The 16061-nt window shown below is 55.7% G+C and carries 16 protein-coding genes, 1 tRNA gene and 1 pseudogene; 14 read left to right on the forward strand and 4 right to left on the reverse strand.

The annotated features are described in order from the left end of the window. Nucleotides 1-424 precede the first annotated feature (424 nt). Nucleotides 425-1159 (forward strand): GntR family transcriptional regulator, encoded by a 735-nt coding sequence (locus PHA01_RS14800; protein WP_271896729.1) that lies wholly within the window; start codon nucleotides 425-427, stop codon nucleotides 1157-1159. A gap of 31 nt (nucleotides 1160-1190) precedes the next feature. Next, nucleotides 1191-1353, forward strand: a pseudogene (locus tag PHA01_RS14805) (DDE-type integrase/transposase/recombinase); the annotation flags it as partial. 189 nt (nucleotides 1354-1542) lie between these two features. On the opposite strand, the gene PHA01_RS14810 reads toward PHA01_RS14805, so the two are convergent. Next, a tRNA-Ser gene (locus tag PHA01_RS14810) sits at nucleotides 1543-1632 on the reverse strand. Nucleotides 1633-1975: 343 nt separating this feature from the next. Here PHA01_RS14810 and rplU point away from each other — a divergent pair. The 11 genes from rplU to PHA01_RS14865 all read left to right on the forward strand — a co-directional run bounded on the left by rplU (nucleotide 1976) and on the right by PHA01_RS14865 (nucleotide 12339). Beyond that, nucleotides 1976-2461 carry a 50S ribosomal protein L21 gene (rplU, locus tag PHA01_RS14815; protein ID WP_271896731.1) on the forward strand — a complete coding sequence of 162 codons (486 nt, stop codon included), beginning with the start codon at nucleotides 1976-1978 and terminating at the stop codon, nucleotides 2459-2461. A 24-nt stretch (nucleotides 2462-2485) separates the two neighbouring features. Then, nucleotides 2486-2758, forward strand: coding sequence for a 50S ribosomal protein L27 (rpmA, locus tag PHA01_RS14820; protein WP_112531041.1), 273 nt, complete (start codon nucleotides 2486-2488; stop codon nucleotides 2756-2758). Nucleotides 2759-2875: 117 nt separating this feature from the next. Beyond that, a complete protein-coding gene (locus tag PHA01_RS14825; RefSeq protein WP_271896734.1) occupies nucleotides 2876-3496 on the forward strand; it encodes a GNAT family N-acetyltransferase in 621 nt (206 codons plus the stop codon). Nucleotides 3497-3586: 90 nt separating this feature from the next. Continuing rightward, nucleotides 3587-4621, forward strand: coding sequence for a GTPase ObgE (gene obgE, locus PHA01_RS14830; protein WP_271896735.1), 1035 nt, complete (start codon nucleotides 3587-3589; stop codon nucleotides 4619-4621). Between the two features lie 8 nt (nucleotides 4622-4629). Continuing rightward, complete coding sequence (gene proB / locus PHA01_RS14835; RefSeq protein WP_271896737.1) at nucleotides 4630-5820, forward strand: glutamate 5-kinase; 1191 nt, start codon at nucleotides 4630-4632, stop codon at nucleotides 5818-5820. 3 nt (nucleotides 5821-5823) lie between these two features. After that, nucleotides 5824-7107 carry a glutamate-5-semialdehyde dehydrogenase gene (locus PHA01_RS14840; protein ID WP_271896739.1) on the forward strand — a complete coding sequence of 428 codons (1284 nt, stop codon included), beginning with the start codon at nucleotides 5824-5826 and terminating at the stop codon, nucleotides 7105-7107. A gap of 56 nt (nucleotides 7108-7163) precedes the next feature. Continuing rightward, complete coding sequence (locus tag PHA01_RS14845; protein ID WP_271897365.1) at nucleotides 7164-7760, forward strand: nicotinate-nucleotide adenylyltransferase; 597 nt, start codon at nucleotides 7164-7166, stop codon at nucleotides 7758-7760. Nucleotides 7761-7971: 211 nt separating this feature from the next. Beyond that, on the forward strand, nucleotides 7972-8334 hold the full coding sequence (gene rsfS / locus PHA01_RS14850; RefSeq protein ID WP_112531036.1) for a ribosome silencing factor: 363 nt from the start codon (nucleotides 7972-7974) through the stop codon (nucleotides 8332-8334). A 116-nt stretch (nucleotides 8335-8450) separates the two neighbouring features. Next, nucleotides 8451-8933, forward strand: coding sequence for a 23S rRNA (pseudouridine(1915)-N(3))-methyltransferase RlmH (rlmH, locus tag PHA01_RS14855; RefSeq protein WP_271896741.1), 483 nt, complete (start codon nucleotides 8451-8453; stop codon nucleotides 8931-8933). A 167-nt stretch (nucleotides 8934-9100) separates the two neighbouring features. Further along, complete coding sequence (gene macA / locus PHA01_RS14860) at nucleotides 9101-10393, forward strand: macrolide transporter subunit MacA (RefSeq protein WP_271896743.1); 1293 nt, start codon at nucleotides 9101-9103, stop codon at nucleotides 10391-10393. Between the two features lie 2 nt (nucleotides 10394-10395). After that, nucleotides 10396-12339 carry a MacB family efflux pump subunit gene (locus tag PHA01_RS14865; protein WP_271896745.1) on the forward strand — a complete coding sequence of 648 codons (1944 nt, stop codon included), beginning with the start codon at nucleotides 10396-10398 and terminating at the stop codon, nucleotides 12337-12339. Between the two features lie 4 nt (nucleotides 12340-12343). On the opposite strand, the gene PHA01_RS29420 is transcribed toward PHA01_RS14865, so the two are convergent. Together PHA01_RS29420 and PHA01_RS14870 are read right to left on the reverse strand one after the other, a co-directional pair. Continuing rightward, on the reverse strand, nucleotides 12344-12742 hold the full coding sequence (locus PHA01_RS29420; RefSeq protein ID WP_417020972.1) for a DUF3011 domain-containing protein: 399 nt from the start codon (nucleotides 12740-12742) through the stop codon (nucleotides 12344-12346). Between the two features lie 71 nt (nucleotides 12743-12813). Then, nucleotides 12814-13695, reverse strand: coding sequence for a LysR family transcriptional regulator (locus PHA01_RS14870; protein WP_271896747.1), 882 nt, complete (start codon nucleotides 13693-13695; stop codon nucleotides 12814-12816). Between the two features lie 132 nt (nucleotides 13696-13827). On the opposite strand from PHA01_RS14870, the gene PHA01_RS14875 reads away from it, so the two are divergent. Beyond that, complete coding sequence (locus PHA01_RS14875; protein ID WP_271896749.1) at nucleotides 13828-15324, forward strand: CoA-acylating methylmalonate-semialdehyde dehydrogenase; 1497 nt, start codon at nucleotides 13828-13830, stop codon at nucleotides 15322-15324. A gap of 36 nt (nucleotides 15325-15360) precedes the next feature. On the opposite strand, the gene PHA01_RS14880 is transcribed toward PHA01_RS14875, so the two are convergent. Then, nucleotides 15361-16014, reverse strand: a complete 654-nt coding sequence (locus PHA01_RS14880) for a GntR family transcriptional regulator (RefSeq protein WP_271896751.1) — start codon at nucleotides 16012-16014, stop codon at nucleotides 15361-15363. Between the last annotated feature and the right edge of the window lie 47 nt (nucleotides 16015-16061).

Below are 16061 nucleotides of genomic sequence, written 5' to 3' on the forward strand. Positions count from 1 at the left end.
ATGCTCCGGTCCAGACGGCCGTGGGGTCAATTGCGGTGGTATGATAGAACGTGAGAGTACCTTCGGCTTTAGCCGCCGAAATCAAGTCGTCGCTCGGCTGTGGGGCGGATGTTTGAGCCACAGCGCCCCTGGGGAAAAGGGACAAGCTCGCAGCACCAAGTCCTGTGACTGCGGCCATGCGCATGAGGTCTCGACGGGTGAAGTTGGATCTCGGCAAGCCATTCGTATTTTTCATATCGATCTCCTCCCAGAGTAACGATTTTCAAGACGTGGCGCGTGCGCCCTCATGGGCAGCCCCCATTTTCGTACATTTGCGCAAATATATTTGACTGTCAATGTACATTTGCGCAAATATATTTGCGTTTGAAAACGGCTTCGCGTAACGATGGGTGGTGGATTAGCAGAACAGTCAACCGAGGTGGACTTGTCGAAGAGCATACCCGAAAGCGCACCATTGAATGAGCCGACTTATCTTCGGGTAAAGCGAGCCATAATTGGCGATCTGGTGTCGGGAAATTTCGCGCCTGGGACACATCTGACAATCGAGACGCTCACGTCACGCTATGCGGTCAGCCACATGCCGATCCGCGAGGCGCTTCGCCAACTTGAGGGTGAGGGCATCCTGATATCAATTGCGCACCGTGGTTTCAGGATCGAGGCCCTCACGGAAACCTACATCCGAAACATTTACGATATTCGTGTCGGCATTGAATCGATGCTGGCGCACCGCGCTGTCGAAATGGCAATGGACAGCGATGTAGAGGCCCTTCGTCATATGCATGAGGACCTCAATGCCTTGATACGGTCAGGAAAGCCCTTGGTAGCGTCGCAAGAGAATATCGCTTTCCACAAACGTATATATGGAATCGCAAACAACCCAGAAGCCGAACAGATACTTGAAGGCCGAACGAGGGTAGTGCGAACGGTCGCCGACAGTCTGGGTGGATACACCCCGGATGTGTTTGAAGTGGTAATTGCCGAACATGAGAAGATGATCTTGGCCTTCGAGAGCCGAGATCCGGAAGCCGCGGGGCAGGCGGTATTCGATCATGTGAGTGCCGCCCGTGACAGGCTTCTTAGGCGGATGGCCGTGAAAGAAATCTTCAACCAAGAGGGGACTGCCACTGGAGCGCCAACCTCGCTCGAAGCTCAGCAATAGCGGATATATCTTCCGATCATAGGGAAAGTGACATGTGGATGAGACCTACGTTCAAAATCCGAGGCAAGTGGATGTACTTCTACCGGGCCATCGACAGTGTCGGCGATACGGTCGAGTTCTTCTTCAGCGAGCACCGGGACCTGGCCGTGGCACAGCGTTTTTTCAACAAGGCTCTCAGTCGTCATCCCGACCCCCACACGTCACAGAAATCCGTGCCGGCATGACGTCAACCCGCTGCAATAAAATTCTATTTCGTCGCAGTTAGCATCCTGCGGTATTCTACGTCATACTTCGCGACCAAGAAGCTTGACCTAGTCAAAGTGCAATCAAAAAATTCTCATAATCCGAAGGTGTAACAATATCAATAGCCTAGAAGAAAACTATGGCGGAGAGGGAGGGATTTGAACCCCCGATGGAGTTGCCCCCATGCCGCATTTCGAGTGCGGTGCTTTCAACCACTCAGCCACCTCTCCGCGTAGGGGGATTGATATCCCCCGATCCATTTGCCGGATATGAAACCCGGCTGATGCCGCGATGCCCCCAAGGGCACGGCTTGAGCGTGCGACCGGCTAGATAGCGGGCAAAGCTTCCAGATACAAGAGTAATTTGCGTTAAATTTCTTGACTCAGCGGCGAACCTGATCCTATAAGCGCCCGTCAACTGGCGTGGGGGATTCTCCGCGCTGTTTGTTTTTGAATTCGGGTGCCTTTATTCTTATGCGTAAGAGTGCCTTTCGATCAATCTGTCACGACTGACAAAAAGACGGTTATTGCCGTAAAACGGCACTAAACCGAACCGGACTCCGAAAGGGAAAAAATGTTCGCAGTCATCAAGACCGGTGGTAAGCAGTATCGCGTTGCCGCCAATGACCTGTTGAAGGTCGAGAAAGTTGCCGGCAATGCCGGCGATATCGTTGAGTTTGCTGAAGTTCTGATGGTTGGCGTCGGAGTCGATGCAACGATCGGTGCTCCTGTTGTTGGCGGCGCGCTGGTGACAGCCGAAGTCGTAGAGCAGGGCCGTGCACGCAAGGTCATCGCCTTCAAGAAGCGTCGTCGCCAGAATTCCAAGCGTACGCGCGGTCATCGTCAGGAGTTGACGACGATCCGTATCTCGGAAATCCTGACCGATGGCGCGAAGCCTTCCAAGAAAGCCGCTGAAAAGCCGGCCAAGAAGGAAGCTGCTCCGAAGGCGGAAGTTGCCGCTGCGGATGTAACCGCAACCGAGACTAAAGCCGCCCCAAAGGCTAAAGCAGCGCCGAAGAAGGCTGCTGCCAAGGCCGAGAAGCCCGCTAAGGGCGAGTAAGAACAAGTTTAGAGGAGCAATCCGATGGCACATAAAAAAGCTGGTGGTTCGTCACGCAACGGTCGTGATTCCGAATCGAAGCGCCTTGGCGTGAAGAAGTTTGGCGGCGAGAAGGTTCTTGCCGGCAACATCCTCGTTCGTCAACGCGGTACCAAATGGCACCCCGGTGTCAACGTTGGCCTTGGTAAGGACCATACCCTGTTTGCACTTGAAGCAGGCACTGTTTCCTTCCGCACCAAAGCCAACGGCCGTAGCTACGTGTCGATCGTCAACCCGATCGCCGAAGCAGCAGAATAGCCGGTCCTGCTTGAAGCACCGGCGTCCCATCGGACCCGGTGTATGGCAACCGCCAACAGATCAAAGGGGAGATGGGATAACCACCCATCTCCCCTTTCGTGTCTGGAGGAACGACAAATGGTTGCTGAAATACTGGAAGACGATGAAGAGCGGCTGGATCTGATAGACTGTCCCGTTCTCGTTACTGAACGTCTCGTTCTGCGAGCGCCACGTAACGAGGATGTGGGTGCAATTGCCCGTCTCGCCGATAACCTTCACGTGGCGGAAATGCTTTCCCGCATGCCGCATCCCTATACGAAGGAACATGCGGTGGATTTCGTGCGCCGCGCCCATGCGGGCGAGATCGGCAAATGCGTCTACGCCATTACGTTGGCGCAATCAGGCACATTCATTGGTTGTTGCGGTATCAATTATCGTCGTAACAAGGATGAGCATACGCCTTGCCGCAAGGAAGAGTTGGAGATCGGATACTGGCTGGGCGAATCCTACTGGGGCAACGGCTATGCAACGGAAGCCGCCCATGCGCTTGTCGATCTGGTGTTCAGAGCAACACAAGTCGAAAAACTCTATGCTTCTTGCCGCGTGTCCAACAATGCCTCGCGCCGGGTGATCTATAAAAGCGGTTTCCAGTATACCAACACCGGTATGATGGATTCGATCACTGCCGGGAATGTTCCTGTCGAACGTTACATGCTCGACCGGAGGACGTGGATCGGTCTTCGCAGCTGGACTTCATAACCAAACTGGTCGTCTCCGACATCGAGGCGACCAGTTTTCATTTCGAGGATTTTACTGTAATGCCTCGGAACATCAAAAGGACTGAACTTCATGAAATTCCTTGATCAGGCGAAAGTCTATATCCGTTCCGGCGACGGTGGTGCCGGTTCGGTGTCGTTTCGGCGCGAGAAATTTCTCGAGTTCGGCGGTCCCGACGGCGGCGATGGCGGACGCGGCGGCGATGTCTGGGCGGAAGCAGTCGATGGTCTTAACACCTTGATCGACTATCGCTATCAGCAGCATTTCAAGGCCAAAACCGGTATGCATGGCATGGGGCGCAACATGACCGGCGGCAAAGGTGCCGATGTTATTCTGAAGGTACCGGTCGGAACGCAAATATTCGAAAACGACAACGAAACGCTGATCTGCGATTTCACAGTGGTCGGTCAGCGATATCGTCTTGCCAAGGGCGGCAATGGCGGTTTCGGCAATGCACATTTCAAGACCTCGACCAACCAGGCGCCGCGCCGCGCCAATCCCGGCCTCGAAGGCGAGGAGCGCAACCTTTGGCTCCGGCTGAAGTTGATCGCTGACGCTGGACTTCTTGGCAAGCCCAATGCCGGGAAATCGACCTTCCTGGCCAGCGTCACTGCCGCCAAACCAAAGATTGCCGATTATCCGTTTACAACGCTCCATCCCAATCTCGGCGTTGCACGCATCGACGCCAGAGAATTTGTCATCGCTGATATTCCGGGGCTGATCGAGGGCGCGCATGAGGGGGTGGGCATTGGTGACCGGTTCCTTGGGCATGTCGAGCGGACCCGTGTCCTTCTACACCTTGTTTCGGCACAAGAAGAGAATGTCGCGGAAGCCTATAAAACCGTCCGGATGGAACTTGAGGCCTATGGAGCGGGACTTGCTGACAAGCTAGAGATCGTGGCGCTCAGCCAGATCGATACGCTTGACGCAGCGGCTCGCAAGAAAAAGGTTGCAGCGCTCAAGAAGGCGGCCGGCCGAGAGCCGATGCTGTTGTCATCCGTCAGTCGCGAGGGCGTTGAACCGGTGATGCGCGCGCTGTCTGCAATCATTCTTGAATCGCGTCAGTCGGAAGCTCCTGTCGAGATCGACAACCGCTTCAAATATTGAGTCGTAGAATGTCCGCGAAATCAGTCCAATTCCAGGATAACGAAGATCAGGTGAATTCACTACCGAAGCTGGCGTCCTATCGCCGGATCGTTGTCAAGATTGGCTCGGCTTTGCTGGTTGATCGTGTCACTGGCCTTAAGCGTGATTGGCTTGAGAGCCTTGGCACCGACGTTGCGGCGTTAAGCGCATCGGGCGTCGAGATGATGATTGTATCCTCCGGTGCGATCGCCCTTGGCCGGACGGTGCTGGGTTTGCCAAAGGGCGCCTTGCGGCTGGAAGAAAGCCAGGCTGCAGCTGCCGCCGGCCAGATCGAATTGGCTAAAGCTTATGCCGAGGTTTTGAGCCACCACAAACTGCGCGCCGGACAGATTCTTTTGACCCTCGCCGATACCGAAGAACGCCGCCGCTATCTCAATGCGCGCGCAACGGTAGGAACCCTGTTGCGATTGGAGGCAGTTCCCGTCATCAACGAAAATGACACGGTTGCCACCACCGAAATCCGCTATGGCGACAATGATCGGCTTGCTGCACGGGTTGCGACCATGATGGGCGCGGACCTGCTAATCCTGCTTTCAGACATCGATGGGCTGTACACTGCCCCGCCGCATCAGAATCCGCATGCGCAATTTTTACCTGTTATCGATGCGATTACACCCGATGTCGAAGCGATGGCTGGTGCAGCCGCATCAGAATATTCGCGGGGTGGTATGAAAACCAAGCTGGATGCGGGCAAGATCGCCAATGCGGCGGGAACGGCCATGATCATCGCCTCCGGCACAAGGCTAAACCCACTGGCTGCCATCGATCGAGGTGAGCGCTCCACAATGTTCAAGGCCAGCTTGACGCCGGTCAATGCCTGGAAGACCTGGATATCCGGCAATCTTGAACCATCCGGGCGGCTCGTGATCGACGAGGGTGCGCTTGTCGCTCTCAAATCCGGCAAGTCATTGCTTGCTGCCGGTGTTCGCGAAGTTGCGGGCCAGTTCACACGGGGCGATACAGTGGCTGTGTTTGGACCCGATGGCCGTGAGGCAGCTCGCGGGCTTATTGCCTACGACGCTGCCGATGCCGTAAAGATTGCCGGACGCAAGACCAATGAGATTGGCACGATTCTCGGTTATGATGCCCGTTCCGCGATGATCCATCGCGATGATCTGGTGGTGCGTGCCGCAAAGCGCGCTGCCACGGCCAAGGAGTAAGAGATGTTGCGACGAGTGGATAAAGACCTGTCGGTTGCCGAATTGATGGCTGAAATCGGCCGCAAGGCACGCGCCGCCGCGCAATCTCTTGCCACTACGTCTCCTGACAAGAAAACAGCAGCGCTGGCAGCTATGGCAGACGCCGTTGATAGGCGTGCGGCCGACATTCTCGAAGCCAACGACCGCGACATTGAGAACGGCAAGAAAGCCGGTATGTCGGCTGCGCTGTTGGACCGGCTCAAACTTGACCATAACCGGCTTGCCGGGATTTCCGCGAGCATTCGTGCAATAGCCGGTCTCAGGGATCCGGTTGGAGACGTCATTGCCGAATGGGATCGCCCAAATGGCCTGCATATCGAACGCGTCCGCACTCCCCTCGGCGTTATTGGCGTGATCTACGAGAGCCGGCCGAATGTGACAGCGGATGCAGGTGCACTATGCCTCAAATCCGGTAACGCTGTGATCTTGCGCGGAGGGTCGGATTCCGCGCAGTCATCAAAGGCTATCCATGAGGCCTTGCTCGAGGGACTCGCAGCCGCTGATCTTCCGGAGGCCGCGATCCAATTGGTGCCGACCACCGATCGTGCTGCCGTGGGCGAAATGCTCAAAGGTCTCGATGGAAATGTCGACGTGATCATTCCGCGCGGCGGCAAAAGCCTGGTGGCCCGAGTGCAAGCTGAGGCGCGTGTACCGGTGTTTGCCCATCTTGAGGGGCTGTGCCACGTCTACATTGATGCCTCAGCTGATTTGGCGATGGCGCTCAAGATCGTCGTCAATGCCAAGATGCGTCGCACAGGTGTATGCGGTTCGGCCGAGACGCTGCTCGTTGACAGGTTCGCTGTACCAACCCATCTCGTGCCGCTCCTTGAAGACCTACGTTCAGCAGGCTGCGAAATTCGTGGTGACGACGGAGTAGTGGAGCTTTTCGCGAGTGCCAAACCCGCCACTGAGGAAGATTGGTCTACGGAATATCTCGATACGATCATTTCGGTAAAGCTTGTTGATGGTATCGACGGCGCGATACAGCATATCAATCATTATTCCTCGCATCATACCGAAGCGGTTGTTGCTGAAGACCTTAGCATCGCGGAACGGTTTTTTGATGAGATCGACTCGGCCATTCTTTTGCACAATGCGTCTACGCAGTTTGCTGACGGCGGTGAATTCGGCATGGGCGCCGAAATCGGAATTGCCACCGGCAAGATGCATGCGCGGGGTCCAGTGGGGGTCGAGCAGTTGACCTCGTTCAAATACCGTGTGCGCGGCAACGGCCAGACTCGTCCGTGACAATAAAGGCAAGTTTGCAAACGACCTTTCCAGGCGTCAGTCAAGCGCATCTGCGCATGCCTTTCGTCGAAAAGGGTATGACGGTGGGGCTGTTTGGCGGTTCCTTCAATCCGCCACATGCGGGTCACGCGCTGGTGGCCGAAATTGCCTTGCGTCGCCTGAGGCTCGACCAGCTCTGGTGGATTGTCACGCCGGGCAATCCTCTGAAGGATACGCGGCATCTGGCACCGTTGGCGGAGCGCCTGGAGCGCTGTGAAGAACTGATCCATGATCCCCGTGTGAAAATTACGGCATTCGAAGCCGCTTACAATATCCGCTACACTGCTGACGCGCTGGCTATGATCAAAGCTCGCAACCCGGGCGTGCATTTTGTCTGGATCATGGGAGCGGACAATCTTGCGGACTTTCACCTCTGGCAGCGCTGGCAGAAGATCGCCTTGACGTTTCCGATTGCTGTTATCGATCGTCCGGGATCCACCCTGGCTTTCCTGTCGTCCCGTATGGCCAAGACGTTCGGTTATGCACGTATCGATGAAGACGATGCGCCGATCCTGGCCCGTTCACGTGCGCCAGCATGGACTTTCATTCATGGGCCGAGGTCATTGCTGTCATCGACTGCTATTCGCAACGGCGTGATGAAACCAAAGACGTGAAGCGGCGTTTCAACTACGCGCCCCACCATGCGGAGCATGGCAGTAACAGCGAGTTAGTTCGATATGACGTCTTGAAACTGTCATGCGACTCTGCCTATCTTATTGGTGTGCAGTACGGGTACAAACTGCGTTGCGTTGTTCTTAAGGGAAAGGAAATACACTGAGAACAGCATTTCAGAAGAAGGATGCCTTGGCACCTTCACCGGCAGAGATGAACGGTATCAATTCCGTATCTCTTGCCCTTCAATCGGTCCTTGCCAGTCTTGAAGACGCAAAGGCTGAAAATATTATCCCCATCGACCTTCGAGGCAAGTCCGTCATTGCTGATCATATGATCATTGCATCGGGGCGTTCGCATCGTCATGTAGCGGCGGTTGCGGACCAACTTTTGCGTGCTCTGAAAGAGAGCGGGCATGGCAATAATGCCAAGATCGAAGGTCTTTCTGGCGGTGATTGGGTGTTGATCGACACAGGCGACATCATCATCCATATTTTCCGTCCCGAAGTACGTGAGTTCTACAATCTCGAAAAGATGTGGCAGGCTCCCGAACTCGACGGAGAGACCGTCCACTAGCAGGTGGATCAGAGTGTCGAACAACACGATGCTCTGAACGGTTGATAGATTTTACCGGTCGCAGACCGGGAAGAATATTTTCGGGCCGCCATAGGGCCTGAAACCCGGAGTGTGCCATGCGGATTACTGTTTTTGCCGTGGGCCGAATGAAGTCTGGCCCCGAACGCGAGTTGGCAGACCGATATTTCGACCGTCTAAAAAAGACAGGTGTTCCGCTTGGGCTTGAATTCACATCCGTTATCGAAATTAGCGAAAGCAAAGCGCCGCAGGCGGAACTGCGCAAGCAGGAGGAGTCTGCGAAAGTTCTTGAAGCACTCGAACAAGGCGGCGTCCTCATTCTTCTGGACGAGCGGGGGAAGACGATGCCCTCAGAGGCCTTTGCGGCGTCAGTTGCGCGGTTTCGCGATGATGGCAAGCGCCAGCTCCTCGTGGCGATTGGCGGTCCTGACGGACACGACGCTTCACTGAGGGATCGTGCCAATGTCGTTTTAGCACTTGGCGCGATGACGTGGCCGCACCAGATCGTTCGCATTCTTGTCGCAGAACAACTTTACCGGGCAACGACAATCCTTGCGGGTCACCCCTACCATCGCATTTGAAATTCATTCAGCTCGCATTCATGCCCACGGCTCATAATAGCGCCCCAGTGATCATTACGAAAATATAATGATCTCAATACTTTTCAGGCGAACCGCTCATCTCCATTTCTTGCTAAGATGGATCGGGAAAAAATGTCGTTCGTCGGCGCAAAAAGGGTGGACGGTTGATGAGCAAAATAGCCAAGCAAGGCAAGGAATCCTCTGCCGAGTCCAACGTGACCTTCATTCCGGCCACCGCAAAGCCGCATCGAAAAAAGAAGCGGTCCCGCGTGTGGATATGGCTGCCCGTCGTCCTCGCGGCTGCAGGGGCGGGTTATTACGCGTGGATAAACTACAGCGCATCAACAGCGAGTACTACCGTTATCACGCAAGCGGTCGTACGCGGTGACATCGAGAATGCAGTTACCGCCGTCGGCACGCTTGATTCAATCAAGTCGGTAGATGCCGGTGCTCAGGTGTCAGGACAGCTCAAGGTGCTGCACGTCGAGATTGGCGATACGGTCACCCAAAATCAGCTTATTGGCGAGATTGATCCTGCCACCATACAGAACAGGATTGAAATCGATCAGGCGGAACTCGCCAATCTGCAAGCACAGCTGATTTCGAAGAACGCGCAACTGGTGCTGAAGCAGGCCAATATCGAGCGCCAGCGCAATCTTGTTGCGACGCGCAGCGTTTCACAATCTACGCTGGATCAAGCTATTGCCGACCTCGCGGCCGCCGAAGCGGATGTGAATGCCCTGGCAGCCCAGATACGCAAACAGCAGGCGACATTGGCCGGCGATCAGGTCGATCTCGGTTATACGAAGATTTACGCACCTATGGCTGGCACGATCGCCGCTGTTCCGGTTAAAGAGGGCCAGACTCTGAATGCTAGCCAAACGGCGCCGACGATCGCAACGATTGCGGATTTGTCGACAATGACGGTGAAGGCACAAGTCTCGGAGGCTGATGTCAGCAAGCTCAAGATTGGCATGGATGCCTATTTCACTTTGCTGGGGCAACCAGGAAAGCGTTACAAGGGAAAATTGAGGCAGATCCAGCCGACCCCAGATATCCAGAATAATGTCGTACTCTACTACGCTTTGTTTGATGTTCCGAACCCTGATGGCGATCTTATGATTTCAATGAGTGCGCAGGTGTTCTTCGTGCAGTCGGCCGCAAACGATGTGCTTGTGGTGCCAAGTTCTGCAGTTCGCAGTTCCGAAGGATCGCGTCGTGCGGGAAGTAGCGACGAGGGTCACAAGGCCGAGGTTACGGTTGTCACGACCGCCGGCACCCAGGAAACTCGCGAGGTTGAAGTGGGTGTCCGCAACCGTGTCAGCGCCGAAGTCAAGAGCGGGCTGAAGGAAGGGGAACTCGTGGTCGTCGGCCAGGGAAGTGAAGGCAACGGCGCAAGCACGAGCCGTAATTCGGGCAATCGCTCGCAGCGCGGCATGCGTATGCCGCCGATGTTCTGACGATGACCGCCCTCATCTCGCTCAGAGACATAAGCAAGACGTATCGCAATGGCGACCTCGCCGTTGAGGTCCTTCACGGAATATCGCTTGATATCGAGGCGGGCGAATTCGTCGCGATCATCGGGCAATCCGGTTCGGGCAAGTCGACGCTGATGAATATTCTCGGCTGTCTCGACCAGCCGACCAGCGGTGATTATCTGCTCGACGGCGAACACGTTTCTGGCTTTGAACCCGATGAACTTGCCGGATTACGCAGGCGCACATTTGGCTTTGTCTTCCAGAGCTACAATCTCATCCCGACCGCCAGCGCGCAGGAGAACGTCGAAGTTCCGGCCGTCTATGCTGGCGCGTCAGCGCGCGACAGGCATGACCGCGCAGAGGCACTACTTAGCTCATTGAAGCTTGGCGACCGGCTCGATCACCGTCCGAACCAGCTTTCCGGCGGTCAGCAGCAACGTGTCTCTATCGCACGAGCTTTGATGAATGGCGGCAGGGTCATCCTTGCGGACGAGCCGACCGGCGCTCTTGACAGCCAGAGCGGCGACGAAGTCATGGCGCTGCTGCGCAGCATGAACGAAAGTGGCCACACGATCATCGTCATTACCCACTCACGCGAAGTTGCAGAGCAGGCCGACCGGCTCATCGAATTGCGCGACGGCCGTATTATCTCGGACCGGACAAAAAAGGGTCGCAGCAATCCCGAGGCCGCAACCGGGCTGAAGCAGAAGGCTTTTGAGGGTGTTGCTGCAATCGCCGATATTTCCGAAGCTATCAAAATGGCCTTCCGTGCATTGCGGGCCAACCTGTTCCGCACGATTCTCACACTGCTTGGGATTGTCATTGGCGTCGGTTCGGTCGTGGCTATGCTTGCTATCGGCACGGGCGCACAGAAGTCTGTCCTTGACCGAATTTCTTCCATGGGATCCGATCTTTTGGTGATCCGACCGAACATGGCCAATTTCCGCGGTGGTACGGGCGGCAGCGTCGTGACCCTGATTCCGGCCGATGCGGATGCCATTCTCGAACAACCAAATGTTGCTTTCGCTGTTCCGGAAATGACAAGCACGGTGACAGTACGCTATGGCAATGTCGATTATCAGACGACAGCCAATGGTACAGTTCCGCAGTTCACGCAGGCGAAATCCTGGACAGTGGGTAAGGGCGAGTTCATCAATCAGGATGACATGACCAATTACGCCCCAGTTGCTGTGCTTGGTCAAACCGTGGTCAAGACGCTCTTTGCCGATGGCACGGACCCTATTGGCAAGTATGTACTCGTCAACAAAATTCCATTCCAGATCATCGGCGTGATGAGCGAAATGGGCGCAGGCATGGGCGGCAACGATCAGGACGATACGGTTCTGGTTCCCCTGACGACTGGAAGCATGCGGCTTTTCGGCCAGCGCAACGTGCGGACGATTACCGTGCAGGTAAAGGACGGCTCGGCAATCGACGCCACGCAGGAGACGATCCAGGCGCTTTTGGACAAACGTCACCAGAGACAGGACACCCTCATCACCAATATGGCGTCCATTCGCGAAGCTGTCACCGAGACATCAAATACACTGAAGCTGTTTCTCGGTGCTGTTGCTGCAATTTCGCTCCTCGTCGGCGGAATCGGGGTCATGAACATCATGTTGGTAAGTGTCACGGAGCGAACTCGCGAGATCGGCGTTCGTATGGCGACGGGCGCGCGCCGGAGCGATATTCTGCTGCAGTTCATAATAGAGGCACTTGTGGTTTCGGCGATCGGTGGGGCGATTGGCGTCGCGGCAGGCATCGGGACTGGAGTGCTGGCAAAGCTTCTCGGTGCGCCGATCAGCTTCACGATCGGGCCGGTGGCGTTAGCTTTTGCCTGTTCATTCTTGACGGGGCTGGTCTTTGGGTACCTGCCGGCCAGAAACGCCTCGCGGCTTCAGCCGGCAGTAGCACTCAGCTCAGAGTAAATGCCTAGAAGTCGAGTTCAAGTTCGACGCCATTGTCACGCCTGCGGCGAGGGTACCGATCGTCGTATCGGTCGTCCTCCCGGTATCTGTCCCGGCCGCGTCTAGAATCGGTGAAGACCGCAGCACAACCCTTATCTACCCAGATAGCGCCTCGATTGTAGCCCCAACTGTCGCCAGCTATGCAGGGTCTTTTGGAAATCTGTCTTGCAACACGCGGGCGGCGCATGTCGGCATCGCATTCCCTGTATCTAAAGTTGCGCGATTCGCATCTGACGGAATCTTGCGCCTGCGCGGGCACCACCTGCAAGAATTGCGCGCCGCCAAAGACTACAGCGAATGCCAGGATATATCGGTACATTTTCCCTCTCCGATACCGTTTCGAATCACCATTATGGTGCACCATTTTAAAGTCGAGTTGGCGATTTTTGTTCCGCGGTAGTTAATCATTATTTGGCCCATGAAACTGTATCTTATTTAAGAGAATCGCGCGTTTTCCCGGTTCACCATATCGGAAATGAAATTGGAGACCGCAGCGATGCGGCGAAGTGTACGAACGGATTCGTGATAGGCCAACCAGTAAGACCGGTGAATGGTGCGTTCGGGCAGGACTGGCACGAGATCTTCATGCTCGCGCGCAATGAACATGTGGAGTATTCCGATACCTGCGCCAGCCCGCACCGCCTCGACCTGTCCAAGCGCACTCGAAATCTCAAATGCCGCTTTCCAGTCACGTGTGATTTCAGGCGCGTAGTTCAGCGACGGGCTGATGACGAGGTCATCGACGTATCCCACAAGGCGATGCGCCGAGAGCTCATCCACCGTCTGCGGCGCCCTACGTTCGGCGAGGTAGGAACGGCTGGCGTAGAGGCCGAGGCTGTAATCGACGAGCTTGCGCGCTACAAGGCGTCCCTGATCGGGGCGATCAACCGTGATGGCAATATCGGCTTCGCGCCGGGAAAGCGAAAATGAGCGGGGGACCGGCACCAACTGTATTTTCAAGTCTGGATAGCGGGCTGTCAGCAACGCCAATCTTGGTGCCAGGAAGGTAACGCCAAATCCATCCGGCGCCCCAATCCGAACTGATCCGGAGATGGCCACGTCAGCATCGCCGAGTGAAGAGCGGATGGATAGCATTTCCGCCTCCATGCGCTCTGCAGACAATAGAAACTCTTCGCCTGCGTGCGTGAGTTCACATCCATTGGTACGCCGGGTGAGAAGCTTTGTATTAAGATCGTTCTCCAGCGCTGTCAGCCGTCGCGCAACTGTCGCGTGGTTGAGCCCTAGACGTCTTGCCGCCCCGAGAATCTGTTCGGACCGTGCAACAGCCAGGAAAATGCGCACATCATCCCAATTCATAAAAGTCTCCCGCTCAGAGTCGTACTTCAATTTTTGCACAACGGATACGCTTTTGCTTGGCTTGCAATAAAGTTTTTGAAGCGCGATGATGGTTGCAACAGAAATCCAACTATTACCGGGAGGTTATTCGCTATGCGTGACGTAGGACATTTCATCGGTGGCAAGCATGTCGCCGGAACCAGCGGTCGCACGACCGAGATTTTCCAGCCGATGGACGGAACTGTTCAGGGCCGCGTTGCACTTGCGACACCGGCGGAAGTTCGCGCTGCAGTAGAGAATGCGAAAGCTGCGCAGCCCGCCTGGGCCACAACCAACCCGCAGCGCCGGGTGCGCGTCATGCGCAAGTTCCTCGAACTGGTGGAAGCCGAGTATGATTCGTTGGCCGAACTTCTGGCACGCGAGCATGGCAAGACAATCCCTGATGCCAAGGGTGATATACAGCGCGGTCTGGAAGTGGTCGAGGTGTGCCTCGGTGCAGCGCATATGCTGAAGGGCGAGTTTTCTGACAGCGCCGGAACTGGCATCGATGTCTATTCAATGCGGCAGCCTCTCGGGGTAGTTGCCGGCATCACCCCGTTCAATTTTCCTGCAATGATCCCGCTATGGAAAGCCGGCCCGGCAATCGTGTCTGGTAACGCCTTTATTCTGAAGCCTTCAGAACGCGATCCAGGCGTGCCTATGCGCCTTGCAGAGCTTTTCATCGAAGCGGGGCTTCCTGCAGGCATCTTCAACGTCGTCAATGGGGACAAGGAAGCGGTCGATGCGATCCTTGACGACCCGGACATCAAGGCTGTCGGCTTTGTTGGCTCAACCCCGATTGCTCAGTACATTTACACTCGCGCTACGGCGAACGGTAAGCGTGCCCAGTGCTTTGGCGGCGCCAAGAATCACATGATCATTATGCCGGATGCCGATATGGACCAAACTGTCGATGCACTGATTGGTGCTGGATATGGCTCTGCCGGCGAGCGTTGCATGGCTATTTCCGTGGCGGTACCTGTTGGCAAGGACACGGCTGATCGCCTTGTCGAGCGGCTGATCCCCCGCGTGGAAAGCCTGAAGGTTGGCCCTTCGACCGACATGTCTGCCGATTATGGTCCGGTTGTTACCAAACAGGCGCTGGAGCGCATCCAGGGTTATGTGAATCTCGGCGTGGAAGAAGGTGCCAAACTCGTGGTCGATGGTCGTGGTTTCACGATGCAAGGCTATGAGAACGGTTTCTACATGGGCGGCTGCCTGTTTGATCATGTGACGCCAGACATGCGGATCTATAAAGAAGAAATCTTCGGACCGGTTTTGGGTATCGTTCGCGCCGATACATACGAGGACGCGATCCGCCTGCCAAACGAACATGAATATGGCAATGGCGTTGCAATTTTCACGCGTGATGGCGATGCGGCCCGCGATTTTGCCTCTCGTGTTCAGGTCGGAATGGTAGGTATCAACGTGCCGATCCCGGTTCCGATCGCTTATTATACATTTGGGGGTTGGAAGGGTTCCGGTTTCGGCGATTTGAACCAGCATGGTCCCGATGCGTTCCGCTTCTATACCAAGACCAAGACGGTCACGTCTCGCTGGCCTTCCGGCGTCAAGGACGGTGCCGAGTTCGTTATCCCGACGATGAAATAACACAAAAATGCCGCCGGTCTCCGGCGGCATTTTTGTCTAAGGTGCCAGGGTACGCAAGTGATCAATAAGTTTGGTGGCCTCTTCAGACGCTCGATCCGGTGCGCCGGCAATGATTGCTTCTATCAATGCCTTGTGAGCGCCTCCTGATTGCTGAAGGCTTCCTGGTCTCTGCAAGCGGAACCAAAAACGCCGGCTATGGGTTTGAAGCGGTGACGCAAGCCGGGCAGCAAACGGGTTTTCCGCTGCTTGGCCAAGCACAGTATCGAAAATTTTGTCTGCTATCAGGAAGCGGCTGACATCGTCGGACGCAAGAGCGGTGCTCATGGCGTCGGAGGCCTCCTTTAATCGCTTGTGGTGGAGGGCTGCACCAAAGCGGGCGGCATCGCGGGCGAGGACGCGTTCAACCCCCTCGCGGGTGTCCAGTATTTTACCGAAATCCTGCAAATTGAGCGGGGCTATGGCGATGCCGGAGCGCGGCCGGATTTCCATCAGGCCTTCCCAAGCAAGCTTTTGTACTGCCTCACGCACCGGAGTGCGACCCATCCCTGTGATATCCGTCAGTGCCCTTTCGTTGACGATCGAGCCTGGCTCCAGTTTGAGTGTTACGATCATCTCCTCCAACTGGCGATAGGCGAGTTCCGCCAGGCTCTCGCCCGTTTGTGCAACCGTGTGGATGGTCGTTTGATACATAAGTCGTTCTCTCGGATTGACAGCCATAAGTGTTATAGATATATTTG

The organism is Candidatus Phyllobacterium onerii (assembly GCF_028331445.1).
GTDB classification, from domain to species: domain Bacteria; phylum Pseudomonadota; class Alphaproteobacteria; order Rhizobiales; family Rhizobiaceae; genus Phyllobacterium; species Phyllobacterium onerii.